Origin of the sequence: Vibrio ichthyoenteri ATCC 700023, assembly GCF_000222605.1 — a bacterium.
GTDB classification, from domain to species: Bacteria; Pseudomonadota; Gammaproteobacteria; order Enterobacterales; family Vibrionaceae; genus Vibrio; species Vibrio ichthyoenteri.
In genome coordinates this window covers 42,516-62,760 of record NZ_AFWF01000175.1, presented here as the reverse complement: position 1 = coordinate 62,760, position 20,245 = coordinate 42,516, and the positions used below count along the sequence as shown (strand labels likewise).

At 46.2% G+C, this 20,245-nt stretch carries 15 protein-coding genes; 10 read left to right on the top strand and 5 right to left on the bottom strand.

Going from position 1 to position 20,245, the window contains the following annotated elements:
* Window positions 1-220 precede the first annotated feature (220 nt).
* From RH85_RS12330 to RH85_RS12315, 4 genes are all read left to right on the top strand, one after another.
* Window positions 221-2,269 carry a protein-disulfide reductase DsbD family protein gene (locus RH85_RS12330; protein WP_039949005.1) on the top strand — a complete coding sequence of 683 codons (2,049 nt, stop codon included), beginning with the start codon at window positions 221-223 and terminating at the stop codon, window positions 2,267-2,269.
* The gene (locus tag RH85_RS12325; protein ID WP_039949004.1) at window positions 2,269-2,826 is read left to right on the top strand and encodes a protein disulfide oxidoreductase; all 558 of its coding nucleotides are present in this window, start codon (window positions 2,269-2,271) and stop codon (window positions 2,824-2,826) included. The genes RH85_RS12330 and RH85_RS12325 overlap by 1 nt, the downstream gene beginning before the upstream one ends.
* Before the next feature lie 273 nt (window positions 2,827-3,099).
* A complete protein-coding gene (locus RH85_RS12320; RefSeq protein WP_138956476.1) occupies window positions 3,100-3,858 on the top strand; it encodes a GGDEF domain-containing protein in 759 nt (252 codons plus the stop codon).
* A complete protein-coding gene (locus RH85_RS12315) occupies window positions 3,855-4,259 on the top strand; it encodes a BLUF domain-containing protein (RefSeq protein ID WP_006712577.1) in 405 nt (134 codons plus the stop codon). The genes RH85_RS12320 and RH85_RS12315 overlap by 4 nt, the downstream gene beginning before the upstream one ends.
* A 112-nt stretch (window positions 4,260-4,371) precedes the next feature.
* Here RH85_RS12315 and aspS read toward each other — a convergent pair whose 3' ends face one another.
* Window positions 4,372-6,150: an aspartate--tRNA ligase gene (gene aspS / locus RH85_RS12310; protein WP_006712576.1), complete on the bottom strand. Its 1,779-nt coding sequence runs from the start codon at window positions 6,148-6,150 to the stop codon at window positions 4,372-4,374.
* 329 nt (window positions 6,151-6,479) lie between these two features.
* On the opposite strand from aspS, the gene RH85_RS12305 reads away from it, so the two are divergent.
* From RH85_RS12305 to RH85_RS12280, 6 genes are all read left to right on the top strand, one after another.
* On the top strand, window positions 6,480-7,358 hold the full coding sequence (locus RH85_RS12305) for a DUF72 domain-containing protein (protein ID WP_006712575.1): 879 nt from the start codon (window positions 6,480-6,482) through the stop codon (window positions 7,356-7,358).
* Window positions 7,359-7,460: 102 nt separating this feature from the next.
* Window positions 7,461-8,198 (top strand): carboxy-S-adenosyl-L-methionine synthase CmoA, encoded by a 738-nt coding sequence (gene cmoA, locus RH85_RS12300; protein WP_006712574.1) that lies wholly within the window; start codon window positions 7,461-7,463, stop codon window positions 8,196-8,198.
* A 78-nt stretch (window positions 8,199-8,276) separates the two neighbouring features.
* On the top strand, window positions 8,277-9,248 hold the full coding sequence (gene cmoB / locus RH85_RS12295) for a tRNA 5-methoxyuridine(34)/uridine 5-oxyacetic acid(34) synthase CmoB (protein ID WP_006712573.1): 972 nt from the start codon (window positions 8,277-8,279) through the stop codon (window positions 9,246-9,248).
* A 295-nt stretch (window positions 9,249-9,543) separates the two neighbouring features.
* The gene (locus tag RH85_RS12290; RefSeq protein WP_006712572.1) at window positions 9,544-10,290 is read left to right on the top strand and encodes an ATP-dependent zinc protease family protein; all 747 of its coding nucleotides are present in this window, start codon (window positions 9,544-9,546) and stop codon (window positions 10,288-10,290) included.
* 16 nt (window positions 10,291-10,306) lie between these two features.
* Window positions 10,307-11,812, top strand: coding sequence for an inactive transglutaminase family protein (locus RH85_RS12285; RefSeq protein ID WP_006712571.1), 1,506 nt, complete (start codon window positions 10,307-10,309; stop codon window positions 11,810-11,812).
* 4 nt (window positions 11,813-11,816) lie between these two features.
* The gene (locus tag RH85_RS12280; RefSeq protein WP_006712570.1) at window positions 11,817-12,794 is read left to right on the top strand and encodes an alpha-L-glutamate ligase-like protein; all 978 of its coding nucleotides are present in this window, start codon (window positions 11,817-11,819) and stop codon (window positions 12,792-12,794) included.
* A 149-nt stretch (window positions 12,795-12,943) separates the two neighbouring features.
* On the opposite strand, the gene mukB is transcribed toward RH85_RS12280, so the two are convergent.
* From mukB to cmoM, 4 genes are read right to left on the bottom strand one after another with little or no spacing between them, the layout of a single operon-like run.
* Window positions 12,944-17,401, bottom strand: coding sequence for a chromosome partition protein MukB (gene mukB, locus RH85_RS12275; protein WP_006712569.1), 4,458 nt, complete (start codon window positions 17,399-17,401; stop codon window positions 12,944-12,946).
* Window positions 17,398-18,111, bottom strand: coding sequence for a chromosome partition protein MukE (gene mukE / locus RH85_RS12270; RefSeq protein ID WP_006712568.1), 714 nt, complete (start codon window positions 18,109-18,111; stop codon window positions 17,398-17,400). The genes mukB and mukE overlap by 4 nt, the downstream gene beginning before the upstream one ends.
* Entirely contained in the window at window positions 18,092-19,429 is a 1,338-nt protein-coding gene (gene mukF / locus RH85_RS12265; protein ID WP_006712567.1) for a chromosome partition protein MukF, read from the bottom strand. The genes mukE and mukF overlap by 20 nt, the downstream gene beginning before the upstream one ends.
* The gene (gene cmoM, locus RH85_RS12260; protein WP_086027076.1) at window positions 19,426-20,223 is read right to left on the bottom strand and encodes a tRNA uridine 5-oxyacetic acid(34) methyltransferase CmoM; all 798 of its coding nucleotides are present in this window, start codon (window positions 20,221-20,223) and stop codon (window positions 19,426-19,428) included. Before cmoM ends, mukF begins: the two co-directional genes overlap by 4 nt.
* Window positions 20,224-20,245 lie beyond the last annotated feature (22 nt).

Sequence of the window (20,245 nt, the reverse complement as noted above, 5' to 3'; positions counted from 1 at the left end):
TACCGTCACGCAGCAGGGAAGCGGCAAGCAAAGTTCTTGTATTAAAAGCTTGCGTGAGATTTATGTAAGATTGGCGAGGATAATTCAACGCCAGCGGAATCTCATTTAGGAATCGGTATTACGAATTTAATTGGAGCATCTTGTGTTGCCAAGAGTCATCAATTTAGTATCTACATGTCAAAATCGAGTCAGCGGCCAAGCACGGCTACTGATTGCAATCATGATCGCGCTGATCATCAATATCACTTCATCATCCTTAGTCTTTGCCCAAACCACAGGCTGGATAAGCGATGTTAAACATCCTCCGGTTAAGTTACGCCTGATGCTAACCGGTGAGCAACAAACACACACGAGAACCCTACAAGCGGTGCTTGATGTTCAGCTAGAAGGTGAATGGAAGACCTACTGGCGCAGTCCAGGAGAAGCTGGCATTGCACCGCAACTTGATTGGGGAAACTCCACAAACATCGCTGCCGTTGAGTGGCACTGGCCAATCCCGCGCTATTTTGAGCAGCTTGGCATTATGACACTAGGCTACAAGCACCAAGTCAGTTTTCCGTTGACGATTACACTAGAAGATCCTCTTCAGCCAGCGGTTCTCAAAGGTCAATTACGTTTGCCATCGTGTACTGATATCTGCGTTATCACTGATTACCCGATTGAACTTGAGTTTAATCCTCAAGCCCTGCATCTTGATTCTGAGGCGATGTTTCTGTTTAACCAAGGGATGAGCCAAAGTCCTAAGGACAGTAACCAAGTGATGGTTAACAAAACCTATTGGGATCAGAACAAACAACAATTCATTGTTCAGCTAAGTAACGCTATTGCATGGCAATCCCCCCAAGTATTGGTTGATGGCCAACAAGTTGAGAACCAATTTTTCGATCAACCGAAATTGATCTTTGATCAAGAAGTTAATCGACTCACCGCAATATTTGATGTCACCAACTGGAAAGGACATGTCGATCTAAACGGCAAATCGGTCACAGTGACGGTGTCTGATAATACCTTTGCCACCGAACTGACGACCGAGGTCGGTACCACTCCGATAGAATATCAATCCACCAGCTTTATCACGATGATCGGTTTTGCCTTCTTGGGAGGGTTAATACTCAATATCATGCCGTGTGTCCTGCCAGTACTCGGATTAAAGCTCAACAGTATTGCGACACAGTCAACATCGCAAGGTGGAGTTCGAGCGTCATTCATTGCTTCTGCGCTAGGTATTATCAGCTCCTTTGCCCTGCTTGCTGCCGCATTAAGCCTGTTAAAGGCCGGCGGCGAGAGTGTTGGGTGGGGTATTCAATTTCAAAGTGTTGAGTTCTTGATATTGATGCTCATGGTCACGTTGGTTTTTGCACTCAATTTATTGGGTCTATTTGAGTTTCGTTTACCCAGTCGCTTAACAACTTGGATGTCGCAACAAGGCGGTCACGGACAGGCTGGGCATTTTATTCAAGGGATGTTCGCAACACTACTTGCGACGCCTTGTAGTGCGCCTTTTCTAGGTACAGCCGTTGCCTATGCACTTGGCGCAAGCTTTAGCGAATTGTGGATAATTTTTATTACCTTAGGTATCGGCATGAGTGCGCCATGGCTAATTTTTGCTCTCTTTCCGAATGTGGTCGCGGCAATGCCTAAGCCTGGGGTATGGATGAACCGAACTAAAATGTTGTTTGGCTTCATGATGTTGTTAACGTCACTCTGGTTAACCAGCTTACTCATGCCGTTTTTTGGCCAGTTTATTGTTCTGGTGATCTGCGGGGCGATCCTAATAGTCACATTTATTTGGTTAGGTCAAGTGCACGGTAGGAAACTCTTGATACCACTCATCGCCCTACTCACTTTCATCGGCGGTGGTAGCTTACTTCTGGGCAGCTTAACAGCCGATCATTGGGCAACACCGATTGTCGATGATTTACCATGGCAAAAACTGCAAGCCGATAAAATCCAGCAGTTGAGCGCTCAAGGTAAAACCGTCTTTGTTGATGTGACGGCAGATTGGTGCATTACTTGCAAAGCCAACAAGATTGGTGTGATTTTACAAGACCCGGTCTACAGTGCGCTAAAACATCAAGACATGGTACTCATGAAAGGCAATTGGACCACGCCTAATGATAGCGTGACGCAATACTTACAAAGTAATGGTCGCTATGGGGTGCCATTTAACATTGTCTACGGACCTAATGCCCCGCAAGGGATAGCTCTACCAGTGATACTGACCAGCGACCAAGTGATCAGTGCAATCAACAAAGCAGGTAACAAATGATGGCAGAGCAAAACAACACAGAAAAGAACACGGACTTGGCGAAAAATCACCACCGTTCTGGCTACCGTCGTTTACGTAAGTGGGCCAAAGAGCTATTCGGCATTATTATCATCATTGGAGTGGTATCAATAGTGATGGATTTTTATCATGGTGCTTCAATGCCAAGTGGTGTTGCGCCAGAAATCCAAGCCGTTGCTTTGAATGGTGAGTCAATTGATGTAAATGCATTGAGTCATGACAAGCCAGTAATCGTTTATTTTTGGGCGACATGGTGCGGGGCGTGTAAATGGGTAAGCCCAACGATTGATTGGTTTGCTCAAGATCATCAAGTGGTCACTGTCGCACTTTCATCGGGTAGCGATCAGCGAGTAAAAAGCTATTTGGAAGCAAAGCAACATCAGTTTACCGTCATTAATGATAATAGTGGCCGGATAAGCCGAGATTGGCATCTCAATGTCACTCCAACGATTGCGATTATAAAAAATGGCGAGATTCAATTTCTTACCTCCGGCATTACTACACCATGGGGGCTGTGGCTACGGACGCTATTGTCTTAATTCAATCCCGAAGAATTTGAGCTTGCACCTTCCAAAGCAATACGCCTAATGCACCGCACTCCAGTGGCGATAGAATGTGCTTGGGGAAGCAACGAAATGCACCAATAGCTCATCATTGGTCAGACAAAATGATGAGCTATTCTATGCTATTAATGCGACTTGGATCGTTAAAGTATTCCGCTTTATTGAGGATATCCAGCCAGTCTTGCCAATTTAGTTTATACTCAATTCGATGCACTCACTTGACTATATAAGTCGTTGTTAGGGGAATTGGTGACCAAAACATACTGTCAGTTTGGCGACACTATGGAGAGTGAACTCGTCGAGCAATGTTCTGGAATTAGACATAGTTTGATTAAAAACATTCCAGAACTCGAACTCAATGATATCTGCTACGCCTATGATGTCCTCTGCTACCTATTGAGCAGCCAGAGTAATCAGAGAAAACTTGCAGACCAGAACCAAATTACTAACAGAACTATCGATAAAAAAGTCGATATTCTTCATCAGACAGCACGCTTCGCCTTCGACTTAGACCTCGACAGCCACACTTATCAGCAGGTAGGTCGTCGGTATATCGAGCTCGTTCAATTCAACACCGACATCATGAAAGATTTCAGTATTCGAGACAATTTAACGGGAGCACTCTCATTTGATTATTTGAAATCGCTTAATGAGCGCCTTTCTAAAGAACATTTTCTTCTGTTTTTCTTTGACTTAAACAACTTTAAAGCTCTCAATGATGCCTATGGTCATGAATTTGGTAATCAAGCTCTCAAAGCCTTTGCCGGCGTACTGATCGATAACGTTCAGATCAACGATCTTGTCTTTAGGTATGGTGGTGACGAATTCATCATCCTTTTATTTGACACCGATATTGACCCCAATCAACTCATTACACGTTTAAACCGGCAGTTAAATTACGACATTCAGTACAGTGTTGGTTGGGCATACAATACGGAGCGAGATTTATTTAAAACCATCAAACTAGCTGACTCTTTAATGTATAAAAACAAAAGGAGACTGGAATGAAGTGTATTTTATACCGAAGTGACTCAACGTTAGGCAAAATCGATATTCAATCATTACTGACCTCTGCCACCGAAAAAAACGCCCAATTGGATATCACGGGTTTTTTGATGTCACATTCTGGCGGTTTTATTCAGTACATTAAAGGAACCAATAACGCTATCGATGGACTCTATGCAGCAATCTCATCGGACCCCAGACATTCAAATGTGACCATTTTATTCGAGTCTGAAATTAGTCAAAGAATGTACCAAGAGTGGAATATGGGGCATGTCTACATCGCTGATGACAGCATGATTGAGATGCTAAAAAATTCAGATGGCCTTCAGTGGTTTGAGTATCTAAAGCAACGAACGCTATTTCTATACCCCAATGAATTTAATCAACAACACTCCAGCTCTTAACGGCCAGTGTGGCCTCGCGCACCTCAACGTGAGTCACTCCCCGCTTATGTTTCACACATAAAAAAGCCACTTCAAATGAAGTGGCTTTTTTGTATAACGCGTGGCGGTTGAATTACTCAGCCGCTTTCTCTTTCGCAGCCGTCACAGCAATCGCAAGCTCATCTAGAGATGCTGGGTTTGCTACGCTTGGTGCGTTAGTCAGTAGACACGCAGCCGCTGTTGTTTTAGGGAACGCGATAACATCACGGATGTTATCAGTACCACATAGCAGCATCACTAGACGGTCTAGACCGAATGCAAGACCTGCGTGTGGTGGCGTACCGAATTTCAGTGCGTCTAGTAGGAAACCAAACTTCGCTTTTTGCTCGTCCGCTTCAATACCTAGAATACTAAATACTGCTGATTGCATTTCTGCGTTGTGGATACGTACTGAACCACCACCAACTTCGTAACCGTTAATAACCATGTCGTAAGCATTTGAGTTTGCTGACGCTGGGTTTGCGATTAGCTCTTCAGCTGTTAAACCTAGAGGAGAAGTGAATGGGTGATGCATTGCATGTAGGTTGCCTTCGTCATCTTCTTCAAACATTGGGAAGTCGATAACCCATAGCGGTTTCCATGCTGCTTTATCAGTAAGCTCAAGGTCAGTACCCAGCTTCAGACGTAGTGCGCCCATCGCTTCAGTCACAACACGTTTGCTGTCTGCGCCGAATAGAATGATGTCGCCCGTTTCTGCTTGAGTACGCTCTAGGATTTGAGCAACCACTTCTTCGTTTAGGAACTTAGCCACTGGAGATTGCACGCCTTCAAAGCCAGCAGCGCGGTCGTTCACTTTCATCCACGCTAGGCCTTTCGCGCCGTAGATACCCACGAAGTTAGTGTATTCGTCGATTTGCTTACGAGACAGTGCTGCACCGCCTGGAACGCGAATTACCGCTACGCGGCCTTTTTCGTCGTTAGCTGGGCCAGAGAATACTTTGAAATCAACATCTTTCAGGATGTCAGCTACGTCTACAAGCTCAAGTGGGTTACGTAGATCTGGTTTGTCTGAACCAAAACGACGTGCCGCTTCTTCAAATGACATGATTGGGAATTCACCCAGATCAACGTTTAGCAGCTCTTGCCACATTTGACGAATCATCGCTTCTGTTTTTTCACGTACTTGCTCAGCAGACATGAAAGATGTTTCGATATCGATCTGAGTAAATTCAGGCTGACGGTCAGCACGTAGATCTTCGTCACGGAAACATTTAACGATTTGGTAGTAACGGTCAAAACCAGACATCATCAGTAGCTGTTTGAATAGCTGTGGTGATTGAGGTAGCGCGTAGAAGCTGCCTTTGTGTACACGGCTTGGTACTAGGTAGTCACGAGCGCCTTCTGGCGTTGCTTTAGTTAGTACTGGTGTTTCGATGTCTAGGAAGCCATTCTCATCTAGGAAACGACGAACAAAGCTTGATGCTTTTGCACGTAGTTTGATGCGGTCGCTCATCTCTGGACGACGTAGATCTAGGTAACGGTATTTTAGACGTTGCTCTTCAGAGTTCTTTTGGTTGAAGTCTAGAGGCAGAACATCAGAACGGTTGATGATTTCAAGGCCTGAAGCTAGGATTTCTACTTCACCCGTTGCCATACCTGCATTGATTTGGCTTTCAGGACGTGCACGAACTTCACCCGTCAGTTTGATACAGAATTCATTACGTAGTTGCTCTGCTACTTTGTAAGCATCAGCCATGTCTGGATCAACTACTACCTGAACGATACCTTCGCGATCGCGCATATCGATAAAAATAAGACCGCCTAAATCACGACGACGATTAACCCAGCCGCAAAGTTCTACAGTTTGTCCTGCAAGGGACTTGTTCAGGTGACCACAGTAATGGGTACGCATAATGAAATTCCCAATCTCTCTAATTTTGTTAATACCGTCTGCCGAGCGTAAAAATATCGGCAGAGCAAAGTTCCATTTATACGCTGAAAGCGACGGAAAATCGACTATTCAACATACAATTTATTGCGATTTACTGTCTATTGGTGCTTTTTACGCCAGCTAAGGGGTAAAACGGCACCAATGACGAAAATTGGCGCTGATTATAACCTCAAGTCCCCACCAGATGCGAGCTTCCGTGCGTGTCGTTGGTGACTGGTTGTGGACCTTGACTAGTGATTTAAGCAAAAGTCTCGTAAAGTAATGGCAGTGGACAATTCGTAAGCGAGATTATGACGTCATTACCCATTCGACTCGGCCTCACTATGTGGTCGCACAATCAGTGGCAAAAGAGCTTTTATGGTTCGGGGACTAAGCCGGCTGAACGGCTAGAAAAATACACTCAGGTGTTTCATACCGTAGAGGGTAATACCACCTTTTACGCCACGCCCAACGCCCACACAGTGCGCAATTGGTATGCGGCGAGCCACGATAACTTCAAATTCACGTTTAAATTACCGCAAAGCATTACCCACCAGCAAATGCTGAAAGGTTGCCAAGCGCAGCTCAAAGAGTTTATGCAGGTGATGGCGCCGCTGCATGAACGGATTGGCCAGTGGACGATACAATTGCCCGCCGCGTTCACGCCGGCTGATTTACCTACATTGCAAAAGTTTTGCGCCTTGTTTCCACCTAACTTCCCACTTGGTGTTGAAGTGCGTCACCTCGGCTTTTTTGCTAAAAACGATGATGAGAAACGCTTCAATCAATGGTTAATTGAAAGCGGCATTGACCGCATCATCATGGATAGCCGGCCACTATTTTCTGCACTCCCTGATAATGAAGTTGTTATCGATGCGCAAAAGAAAAAGCCGCGCGTACCTGTCCATGCGATCTCTACCGCCAACCATCCTATGATTCGTTTCATCGGCCACCCCGACCTTGCAGCGAATGCCGCTTTATTTAAACCTTGGCTAGCAAAGCTACCTGAATGGGTAAAACAAGGTAAGCAGCCCTATTTAATGGTGCATACTCCAGACAATGTATTTGCACCTGAGCTCGCGCAGACACTCTATCAACAGTTGCAAAGCCACATCTCCCTACCAGAGCTGTCCGTCTTTCCAAGCTTGTCTTCAGAGAATAACAACCACGACCAATTGACGATGTTTTAAAGCACTTTTTAGCCAGCAATAACGCAATGCATGACAGAGGCGCGAAATTTTCATAAAATACGCGCCCTTTTCCATGCTAGTCATAATAGCGCGAGATAACTTATGAACCCTAAGAGCAATTCAGATACCATTTTTTCGGCACCAATCGATAAAATCGGTGACTTCACGTTTGATGAGCGTGTCGCGGAAGTTTTCCCTGATATGATCCAGCGCTCCGTTCCGGGCTACAGCAACATTATCTCGGCAATTGGCATGCTGGCAGAACGCTTTGCCAAACCACACAGCAACATCTATGACTTGGGCTGTTCATTGGGTGCCGCCACGCTGTCTATGCGTCGTCATATCCAACAAGAAGGCTGTAAGATCATCGGCGTGGATAACTCTTCTGCGATGGTTGAACGCTGTAAGTTGCATGTCAACGCTTACCGCAGCGACACGCCGGTTGAGATTGTCGAAGCAGATATTCGCCATATCGAGATTGAAGATGCTTCTGTCGTGGTATTGAACTTTACATTGCAATTCCTTTCTCCAGCAGACCGCTATGCGCTGCTTGAAAAAATTTATGCCGGCTTACGCCCTGGTGGCATTTTGATCCTATCTGAAAAGTTTGTCTTTGAAGATGGAGTGGCGAATGAGCTGCTGATCGACCTGCACCATGATTTCAAACGTGCTAACGGCTACAGCGAACTCGAGATCAGCCAAAAACGCAGTGCGATTGAAAATGTCATGCGCCCTGATTCAAAAAGAGAGCACAAAGAGCGCTTTGCCGAAATTGGTTTCACCAGCTTTGATGTGTGGTTCCAATGTTTCAACTTCGGTTCAATGTTCGCGATTAAATAGCGAGAAGCGAGAAGCGAGACATTTTTGGTGCTCTGCGCTTTGTGTCACATTTATATTTTATTTACTCAGTGAAAAACTATGTTTAATTTTGCCAATTTTTACCAACTCATTGCCCAAGATACGCGCCTGCAACCTTGGTTGAATGTTTTGCCACAACAACTTACAGATTGGCAGAATGCCGAACATGGTGACTTTGATCGCTGGCTACGCGCATTAAATAAAATTCCGGCGGGTACGCCAGATAATATTGATATCACTGACTCAGTCACTCTCTCTAACAACCAGCCAATGCACACTGGCGAGCTGAAAAAACTCGAGAACTTGCTGCGCACGTTCCACCCATGGCGTAAAGGTCCGTACCACGTTCATGGTATCCATATTGATACTGAATGGCGCAGTGACTGGAAGTGGGATCGCGTATTGCCACACATCAGCCCACTGAAAAATCGCAATGTGCTCGATGTTGGCTGCGGTAACGGTTACCACATGTGGCGCATGCTAGGTGCTGGTGCGCGTATGTGTGTCGGTATCGACCCTTCGCATCTATTCCTGATTCAATTTGAAGCGATCCGTAAAATGATGGGCGATGATCAACGCGTACACCTATTACCGCTTGGTATTGAACAACTGCCAAAACTGGAAGCGTTTGATACTGTATTTAGTATGGGCGTGCTTTACCACCGTCGTTCCCCGTTAGATCATCTGATTCAGCTAAAAGACCAACTGGTGTCTGGCGGTGAGTTAGTACTAGAAACACTGGTGATTGAAGGTGACGAAACGTCCGTGCTGGTGCCATTTGATCGCTACGCACAAATGCGTAATGTTTACTTCTTCCCATCGGCCAAAGCGCTTAAAGTATGGCTAGAGCAAGTCGGTTTCGTTGACGTTCGTATCGTGGATGAAAATGTCACCTCGGTGGGTGAACAACGTACTACCGATTGGATGACACACAATTCGCTACCCGACTATCTAGATCCAAACGATTCAAGCAAAACGATTGAAGGGCACCCAGCGCCTCGTCGCGCTGTATTGGTTGCAACTAAACCATAGATTTATTAAGTAAAAACGTCGCACACTTATCATTTCTTGACATAGATTTAACTCAGAGTAAATCTCATATCAGTAACCTTAGACAAAACGGTATAAGGATGCATAATGCATCCTTTCTTTTTATACTGCTTTAGGGTTGCTTTCTCTCCTTGTGAGAACTTTTTGATCTTCCTCTATGAGGTTTCCTAAACCTTGGGCTAAAATCAAAATGTTAGTTAACTCATATCATTATCAGTAATCGTGCTAAGCCAGTGCGGATTATTGGTAACAAACACAATGTACCGTAGGCGTTTTAATGTTCATCCGTATCACTCCAGTTATCGTTGTTGCACTCTTGTCAGGTTGCACGCTGACTAAAGGCGAACAATATCATCAGCAAACTCTTGCTACCCTTCAAGACGTTGAAACTAATCTAAGCACGCAGATTGAATCTCTCCATTCGCAACTCCAACTCCAATCTGATCAAATTGCCGGCTTAGAAGAGCAACTCACTCAAGTTAATCTGCATTCGCAGGAATTACAGCAAGAGACGCTGGCGAAAATCAGCGAAGTATCTATTCAGCAAAGTCATCCTGTTGAACCCGTCGTCATACCGACTGCCACCAACCCTACCCATGGTGTCGTGCTTGGTGAAATCGAACGCGTAACGATTGACTCGATCAAACAAACCTTTGATGCGCGTGTTGATACAGGTGCTGCGACATCATCGCTTAATGCGGTTGATATTGAACAGTTTGAACGTAACGGTAAGAAATGGGTTCGCTTCCACCTCTCCGATGATACAACACCAATGAACGACGAAAACTGGATCGAAGCTCCGGTGCTAAAATTCGTAAAAATTCGTCAGTCGACCAACGACGACTTAGAGCGTCGTGCGGTGGTGGAATTGTGGGTAAAAGTGGGAAATATCCATGAAAAAGCGCAGTTTACCTTGGCAGACCGCTCGCAAATGAGCCATCCTGTATTGCTGGGGCGTGAATTTATTAAAGATATCGCCGTCGTGGACGTAAGTAAGAAATACGTTCAATCTGAAAAAGAATAAACCACTAAGGCCTTTTATGACTTCAAAAGTCCCTTTTTACATTTTTGTAAGCTTACTGGTTATCGCCGGTATCGCATTGAGCATCTTTAGACATCAAAGCTATGGCGTGCCATGGACACCGGGCGAAACTCGTCAGGTTTGGGACATTGAGGCTCGCGTACAGTTTGATGCGGAAAACAAACCGGTTAAAGCATCATTAGCGGTACCCGATACGCAAACTGGCTTTACACTTGTAAGTGAGTCTTCCTCATCGCCTGGCTACGGTGTTTCGTATATCAAAACCGATTCAGGCCGTCGTGCAGAATGGTCAATCCGCCAAGCTTCAGGCTCAGAAACCATCTACTATAAAGCACAATTTTTAGTAGACCCTCAAGCCAAGGTGGCACCGATTGCGCCTAACGGAGAAATCACCGCTCCAACTTTTGATGGCCCAACAGAAGCCGCAGCCATTGCCCTGATTGAACGAGCCAATAAACGCTCTGCAGATGATGTCACTTTTACTCGTGAATTGGTTAAACTTCTTAACGATAACGACAGCCAAAACGCAGCGTTGATTCTTAATAAGATGTCAAAAGTTGAAGCCGTTTACAAAATTCTTTCTTTTAGCCAGATTGAAAGCAAAATTGTCGGTGTGATTGAGCTGGAAGATGGCCGTCGTCGCCAAACTATTCAGCACATGAACCAAGTGTGGGATGGTAATCAATGGCAGCTGTTTAATCCTGAAACGGCCAACCAAACTATCTCTCCCAATATTTTGGTGTGGGATGAGTCAAACGTTTCACTGCTTGATTTAGTTGGCGGCCAAAACAGCCAAGTACACTTCTCAATGATTGCTCAAGAGGTGTCTCCTCAACAAGCAACCGCTGACAAAGTAGAAGCGGACGGCTTGCTAAACCTCTCCATCCATAGCTTGCCACTTGAAGAGCAAGCGATGTTTAAGACCATCATGTTGATCCCAATCGGTGCGCTGATCGTGGTTTTTCTTCGTGTCATTATTGGTCTAAAAACTTCCGGCACCTTCATGCCAGTTCTGATCGCCGTTGCCTTTGTGCAAACCCAGTTGGTTACCGGTATCGTCGGTTTCCTATTGATTGTCGGCACCGGTCTCGTCATTCGAAGTTATCTATCGAGGCTGAACCTATTGCTGGTGGCGCGGATCTCTGCGGTGATTATCACCGTAATCATGATCATTTCCGTGTTTACTGTGGTGGCGTTTAAAGTCGGCCTCACTGAAGGTCTATCGATTACCTTCTTCCCAATGATCATCTTGTCATGGACTATCGAACGTATGTCGATTCTATGGGAAGAAGAGGGTCCGAAAGAAGTGGTACTGCAAGGTGGTGGTTCATTAATGACCGCGGTTTTAGTCTACCTTGCGATGACGAACTCATTCGTTCAACACCTGACCTTTAACTTTATTGGCCTGCAACTGGTGGTGCTAGCTTGTATTCTATTGCTGGGTACTTACACCGGTTACCGACTAACTGAACTGCGTCGTTTTAAGCCATTAGTTGAGGATTAAGCTTATGTTTTTATCCCGCTTAACCGCTCGCTTTACCTCGCCGTTTAAGTTGCGTCATAAGGGTATTATGGGCATGAACCAACGTAACCACAGTTACATTGGTCGCTACAATGACCGCTCAAAATACCCATTGGTGGATGATAAATTAAAAACCAAAATTATCGCACAAGAAGCTGGAGCGACGGTTCCGAAGCTGATTGGCGTGATTCGCCATCAAGCTGACGTAGGTAAGATTCATAACATGGTCAAAGAATGGCCGGGTTTTGTTATCAAACCTGCACAAGGCAGTGGTGGTAAAGGCATTTTAGTGGTGGTCTCGCATAAGGATGGCGTCTACACCAAGCCATCAGGGGCAACCATTAATCAAGAAGACGTTGAACGTCATATCAGTAATGCCTTAGCGGGTCTGTTCTCTCTAGGCGGAAAAAACGATGTGGCGGTGGTTGAGAACTTGATTAAGTTTGATGACTGCTTTGATGGCTTTAGTTTTGAAGGTGTGCCTGATGTACGTATTATCGTCTTTAAAGGCTACCCTGTGATGGCAATGATGCGCTGCTCCACCTCTGCCTCTGACGGCAAAGCCAACTTACACCAAGGTGCGGTTGGTGTCGGGCTGGATATAGCGACAGGCAGAGCGATACGTGCAGTGCAGTTTGATCAGCCGATTAGCTTGCATCCTGATACTGATAAAGACTTGATGACGCTACAAGTGCCCCATTGGGAAAAACTGCTCGTACTTGCTTCTAGCGCTTGGGAAATGACTGGCCTTGGTTATATGGGTACCGATATGGTGCTGGATAAAGAAGAAGGCCCGATGGTATTGGAGCTTAACGCTCGACCGGGATTGGCGATTCAAATTGCTAATGGCGCCGGCTTACTGCCACGCCTTCGTCATATTGAAAACCTTGGTATGCCAGCGGATTATCCAAAACCTGAAGAACGCGTCGCCTACGCAGTGAAGCATTTCGCAACGCCACTTTAATCGTGATAACCCATTATTGCTGATATTTAAAGCTGCCTTTCGGCAGCTTTTTTATTGCCCTCACCTACCGTGTCTTCCCCGCTGGATACAAAAAAGGCTACCCTCAGGTAGCCTTTCAATATCCGAATGTTCAGTAACAGAGTGGAAAATTACAACTCTTCAATCAGCTGCTGAGCATCACTTTTTGGTTTGTCTGTTTGGCCGAAACCGCGTAGACCCACCACATGTACATGTTCGTGGTCTTTAAACATCTTACGCACCAATTTGTAAGTCGTACCTTTTTCTGGGCTGATGTTTTCTGGCGCAGCGATAAGAAGCTGCATATCCAGACGGTCACACAACTCAAACAAGGTCGAGATAGACTTGGTATCAAGACGAGCCGCTTCATCAAGGAACAACAAGCGACATGGAATGATGTCTTTGCTGCGCAGACGACGCGATTCTTCTTCCCAGCTCTGTACCACCATCAATAGAATTGACTGACCGGTACCGATGGCCTCACCAGTTGATAGCGCACCAGATTCAGCTTGCAACCAACCATCAGCGCCACGGCATACTTCAACGCTTAGCTCTAGGTAGTTTCGGTAATCTAGCAGCTCTTCACCCAACACTTGCGGTGAGCGTTGACCCATGTCGATATGCGGGTTCACACGTTGGAACAGCTTGGCCATGGCTTCTGAGAAGGTAAAGCGTGGGCTTTCAAACAGATCTTTGTGCTGCTCTTGCTGTGTTGCTAAGCCATTAAGAAGCACTTCGTGACTCTCACGGATCTTAACGTTCAAACGCACACCTTTGACCTGACCAAAGCCAATATTAGACAGACCTTGGTTAAGCATGCGAATACGGTTTTGTTCACGCTGAATGGTTTTCTTGATGATGCTAGCAACAGAGTCAGAGCTAATTGCTAAGCGATTTTCACGCTGAGTCAGCTCTTCTGTTAGACGTGCTAGCTCAACTTCCATCTCTTCGATCGCTTCCACCGGATCATCGGTGCGAATGATATCTTGACGAATACGCTCGCGCAGATGCTGGTAAACCGCAATGTAGAACAGCACTTTGCGCTCAGGATATGCGGTGTCTTCTGAAAGACGCAGCGAATCACGCAGATCGTCGTTGTCTGCCACTGCAAGGCGCAATGCACCCAATGACTTATCTGACATTGAACGCAGCTCAGAAGCCGACATGTACGCTAATTCACGCTTATGCAGACGACGTTCAACATCATTCGCACGCGCAAGACGCAATACCGAGCACCAACCTGCTTTCGCCAATACCACGAAGGTACGTAGCTCAGTGTACTCTTTCTGCACTTTCTTCATACGCTTGGCTACCGATTTCATCTCAAGCTCAGTTGAGGTGATGGTACGCTCATGTTCGCTCTTACGGGCGCGAGAAGTATGAAGACGCTCTTGTAGCTCGTCACGACGACGCTGGGCACGCTCTGCCGCACCTTCATCTGCAGTGACACCAAACTCTTGTAGTTCTTGCTTGAACTCTTGAACGGTTTCTAGCTTGGCATGGTGAGAACTTTTTAGTGAAGCCAATACTTGGTTGTACTGGTTCATTTGTTCACGCGTCTGTTTTAGCTCATCACGGCTGCGAGTACGCATACGCTCAGCTTGTACCAGTTTCGCTTTAAGTTGCTCACTCAGTTCACTGCTCTTACTTAGTAGCGCCACAGAGTCGGAATAAGCGAAGTAATGACGACGTTCAACCAAATCTGATAGAGCAAAGATTTGTGTCTTCAGGGTCTGCAGTTGGCGATCCGCCGCTTGGTAATCCGCTTCGAGCGCGTCAAACTGCTCAGGGTCGGCATCCAATGCGCTGATCACGCTTTCAAGTTCAGCCACTGTTTTCGCATGCAGTGATAAGAACCCTTTCGCTTGTGATACTTGCGCCAGTTTTTCTTCCAGCTCAGCAAAGCGCGCTTCTAGCGTTTCATCTTCGATAAAGCGCATGATTGGGGCTAGCTTATCAAGCAATGAAACCGCTTGTTTGCTCGCCATTAGCTGGCTACGTTGCTGTTGCTCTTTGCTATCCAGCTCAGACAAGATACGTGCTGCTTGGCTACGCTTTTCACGCACTGCCAATAGCGCTTTTTCTGGATCAGCTTGGAAAGCAACTTGAATATGCTTAGCCACGAAGTTATTGAAAGCTTGATATAAACGCTGAAGCTTTTGTGAATCGAACGCCGCCTTAGCATGGTTCTCTACCACTTCTTCACGTTCTTCACGTAACAACTCCAAACGTTGTTCACGCGCGGCGCGACCAAACAGTGGAATTTCTGGCAAGCGTGAGTAGCGTAATTGACGCTCGTTCAAACGCACGCATACCGCACCTTCCAGTTCTTCAGCATCGAATGAGCTGTCATCGAACGCGTCAATGTCGCCTTCAATGATGTACAAGTCTTCTGGACAATCATCCAGTTCAACCAATTTCTCTTCAATACCAGCAAGGTCAGACACCACAATCGCATGACGCGCTGGGCCGTACATCGCACTGAAATATGGCGCATCACTCAAGGTAATGTCATCGTAAATTTCAGACAGCAGCACACCGCCAAGGGTGTCGGCGAGGCCTTTGACGCGCGGATCGTTTGGACCACCCGGAGACGCTAAACGCTCAATTTCACTATCAAGGAAGCTACGACGCTCTGCCAGTTTATCTTTGGCAATCGACTGCTGTTTTTCTTCTTCAAGCACCAATTGCATTTGCGTCATGACAGCTTGGCTATCAAACAGCTCTGCGCCGCTTTGCTCTTTTAAGCTCTCAAGTGCGTCATTAGCCGCAATCCACGTAGGTGCAATCGCTTCAAGTTTAGCAATTTCAGCCTGTGCATCTTGCTCTACGCGACGCTGTTCACTGCGTTGTTCTCGCAGATCTTCTTGCGCGTATTCCAATGATTCGATATGCGCAGCATGGCGCTCACGTTCTTGCTCGAAACTAAGCTCATCAATCAGCTCAACGTTGTGCTGCTTACGGTAATCTTGACCTAATTCACGCGCTTGACGCTGTTGAATTAAACTGCGTTCAAGATCACGATGCTGAGCACGCCATTGCGCTTCGTTCTCGCTCACTTGTTTGGCTTCACGCGCTTGGATGATCACTTGTTTGGCTTGCTGCGCCGCTTGCTCACGAGGCACTTCGCCTTGGATACTACGGACTAAGCACAACGCGGTTTCAAACTGCTTCACCGCCGCTGATGACATATCTAACTTGTGTTTCAGAGCCAATAGCGTGGTGGTATTTTCTGTTTCGCGGTGCTTTAACTGTGCAACTAACGCTTGCGCTGTTTCTGCTGTCAGCGACTCATCCGCTAACAACTGCTGCGCTTTACCTAATGCTTCTACGGCTTGCTGGTATTGCAGTGCACGTGTTTGCTGCATGTCTAACGCTTGCTGATAATCAGCCAACTGCGTTTTAAGACTATCCACTTCTTCTTCAGCAACCGTTGCCTGCTCTTCAGACATCAGTACGCGTTCTTGCGCTTCTTCCACCACCATCGCTTGCTCTTCAAGACGCTCATTGAGCTCTTCAAGATCTTCTTGGTAACGGGCGATTTTTTCTTGCTGACGCAGTGCATTTTGAACTAATTGCAGATGGTCTGATGCCGCTTGATGGTCTTGCTCAAGCGCCGCTTCGCCTTCAATCAGCAGTTCCAGCTCTTCTTGCACACGATTAAGCAAGTTATTTTGCTCAATCAAGCTGTGACGTGAACCAAACAGTTCACCGCGCAATGACATGGTTTGTTCAATTTTATTACGACGCTCATTGGCATGGCGCATGTAATCGGCCGCCACGTAATTGGTCGATTCGGTAATCAAATGTTTGAACAAGTCACGGTCAGCTTGGGTGGTTTTGATCGCTTCTAGCGTCATGCGGTTTTCACGCAGCGCCGATTCCATATCTTGGAAGGCTTTCTTCACCCCGCCGTTTTGTGGCAATAAGTAGTCTCGTAGTGAACGAGTGATCGCACTTGAGATACCACCGTACAGTGAGGCTTCAATCAAGCGATAGAATTTTGAACGGTCCGCAGAATTACGCAGTTTTTTCGGGATAACGCCGAATTCAAACATTTGCGCGTGATAATCCACAATCGAAGGGAAAGCTTTGAACTGCACGCCTTCATATTGCAATGCGCTGTCTTTAACTTCGTTGATTTGACGCACACGAGCTTGCGTTTCAGATACACTCTCAATCAATAGATCGGTTGGTTTCACATGACTTGGCAAGCCTTGAATCACAAACGGTTTGATGTCGACTTTTTTATCACGACCGGCTACTTGCTGCAGTTTTACCGCAAACAATAGGCGTTGGTTACGTGAGTTCACCACATCGAGCGCCGCATAACAGGCACCCGGCTGCAGTTTACCGTAAAGACCTTTGTCACGAGAGGCTTGGCTACTACCCGCTTCTGTCGTGTTACGGAAGTGCAATAGTGTTTGGTCAGGGATTAGGGCTGTAATAAATGCCGCCATAGTGGTCGACTTACCCGCACCGTTACCGCCTGAAAGCGTAGTCACTAAGCCATCAATATCAAAAGTACGAGCAAAGAAGCCGTTCCAGTTGATCATGGTTAGCGATTGATATTTACCGCGTTGAATCATGCTTCACCCTCTAATTCTTCTTGTTCTTGGTGATCATCGTCATTAAGCAAGCTACCTTGGCTTGGCTCTTTGGTGTGAATCACAGCTTCACCGTCACGGATCAGACGCAATTGCGCTTCACGCATGTCGTCGCCAACGCGAACATCTGCACCGAAACGGAATACTGCTTCACTAATACGGAATTTACCGGTTTCACCGATGTTGATGATCATGCCAAGGCGACGCAGACGACGCAAAGAGGTACGCACTTTATCAAACAACTTTTCTTTATCGAGATCTGAACCGGTTGCACGGTTAGTCACCAGCTTCATTAACTTGTTTTCGTCAGTTAATTGCAGCAACTCGTCGTACAACTCTTGGTTGCTAAAAATACCTTCATGAGCCAAACGCTCAGGGCTAAGGTAAAGGAAACACAAAACCTTACCCACCAGCATATCAAGCTCAGAGAGAACACTACGGCTGATCAACGAGGTTGAACGCGGGCGCAAATAGAAGAAACCTTCTGGCGCTTTCACAAGCTCGGTATTGTAGCGTTGGTAAAACAGCGCTAATTCAGTTTCAAAATCAGACAACAATGCATGGTTGTCGAGATCTTCACTCGAGATATGACGCCCTGCACGCAACACGCTATCAAGCGCTGGAAACAGAGGATTTGAAATTGCTTTTGCCAGTTTCTCTGGCATGTATTCATTAGTATCGGTCGATGACATTTGCTTGTACCTTTGCACCAAATTCGTTGATCGCTTGCCAGTCTGGCTGAACCGCTTGGTAATCCGCTTCGGAATAACCCATTCTGACGGCTTGGTCGACGACGATTCGGGCTAAATCAAAATGATGAGTGCGAGGATGCTGGGCGAGGTAATCGCGCAATACGGTGCCCAAATCAATCGGCACACCGCGCTCTTTATGCGCTCTAAGCATCTCGCCAATGCGCTCAGACAGCTCATCATTGACTTGTTGAAACTCTTCGTATTCTACTTCTAATGGCACTTGACCGGTCACTTCATCGTCACGCAGCACAAGGGCTTCGTCACGTAAGTCGCTCAAACGCTCAGCGTCGGCATAGGTTAAGAACCAAGGCATATCGAAGTAGTCTTTCATTGATTGGCGTAGACGCGTACTGAAAGCACGGTTCTTATCCATATCGATCGCGGTACGAATAAACTTATGCACATGACGGTCGTAACCAATCCATAAGTCGATCGCTTGCTGACCCCATCGAGTAATGCGGTCGAGCTTCATCTGTAGACCAAACAAAGTCTCTTCTACAAACTCAAGCTCTTCATCACCGTAGATGATCTCTTGGATATCCAAAATCTGCGTTTGCAGCTCATCTCCGGCCGCTTGCAAGGTATCTTGCAGCTCACGTAACGTGGTCGACGTTTCAGACAACAAGGCTTCACAGTTATTGATCGCTTCGCGCCAATCTTTGTTCAGTAGTTCGGCAATTTGTAGCTTCACCGATTGTTGCTGCTCATCCATCACACGTTGGTTGAGATCGATTTGGTCAAAGATTTCGCCTACCGAGTATTTCAATACCCCGTAAACGTTCTTTTTCCAATGACCCGGAGTGCCGCCTTTCTGCGCCGCTTCAATCGCTTTCGCCATCTCATCGGCCACCATCGACAATTGAATCGACAGTTTAAGGCGTGAGAACTCGCGATGACGCACGTAGTAATCGGTAATTCCAATTGCTAACGGTGACAAACGATAAATACTGACGCCATCATTCACTTCACTGGTAAAACGGCTAATTAAGCGCTGTTTTACCATCTCATTAATGGCGTTATTGGCACGAAACGCTGACGCTTCGCCGGTATCTTCAAATAATCGAGTGACGATAGTGAACGCATCATGGAGTTCACCTTCACCCAATTCTTCATCAAACCTTTCATTACTCAATACTGAGATCGCGATAAGAAAAGCCAATCTTTCGCTGCTTAGGTTCAATGAGAAATCGTGTTGCTTAACCCAGCCGACCAATTCATCAATCGGCTGCTCAGCAACATTGAGAGTCATCTCACTCATTGTTCTTCCTGTTTATCTTTCTTCTTCGCCCATACATGAATGTATCGGCCTAGTGAGAGGTAAGGCTCTTGTCGGCACAGTTTTTCTTCCAGTGCCAGTACATCTTCATACTGGAATTCACCCATATTTTGACGATTACCAATGTAATCACTAAAACAGCGAATAGCAGATTTACCACAAATTTCAAAACCCGCTTCTTCGATCCATTGATAGACCTCTTCAGGAATCAAGCCTTTCTGTGGCTGAAGTTTAAATCGTTTGCGGTGTGGCATGCCATCAAGCACATGCGGAATGTTGCCACACACGACATTTTTGTAGACTAAACCATGGTGGTTATAGAACATCACCGAAGCGATACCATCGGGTTTGACTTGCTCAAGCAATGTTTGCAAAGCCGTTTTAGGGTCAACCAACCACTCCATTACCGCATGGAACATCACCAAATCAACTGGAGCGTCCATATGCTGAGCAATCTCCTGTACAGGTGAATGAATCAGGCGATAGTGATCAAGGAGACCATTGCGTTCTATTTCTTGTTTTGCCAATTGCAGCATCTCAGAAGATAGATCACACAGCGCAATTTGATGTCCGAGCTTGGCAATCTTTTGCGACATTTGCGCAAGACCACCACCGGCATCTAGCACTTGCAGGGTATGAGTATCTGCTCCCAGTTTGGTGAGCGCTTGCTCAAGATCTTGCCAGACAATGACTTGGCGAATCTCACCTTTGTCAGAGCCGTATATGTTTTTTGCAAATTTGTGGGCAATATCGTCGAAATTACGGTCTTCAGTCACAGCAGCTTGAGTTATCATGTCT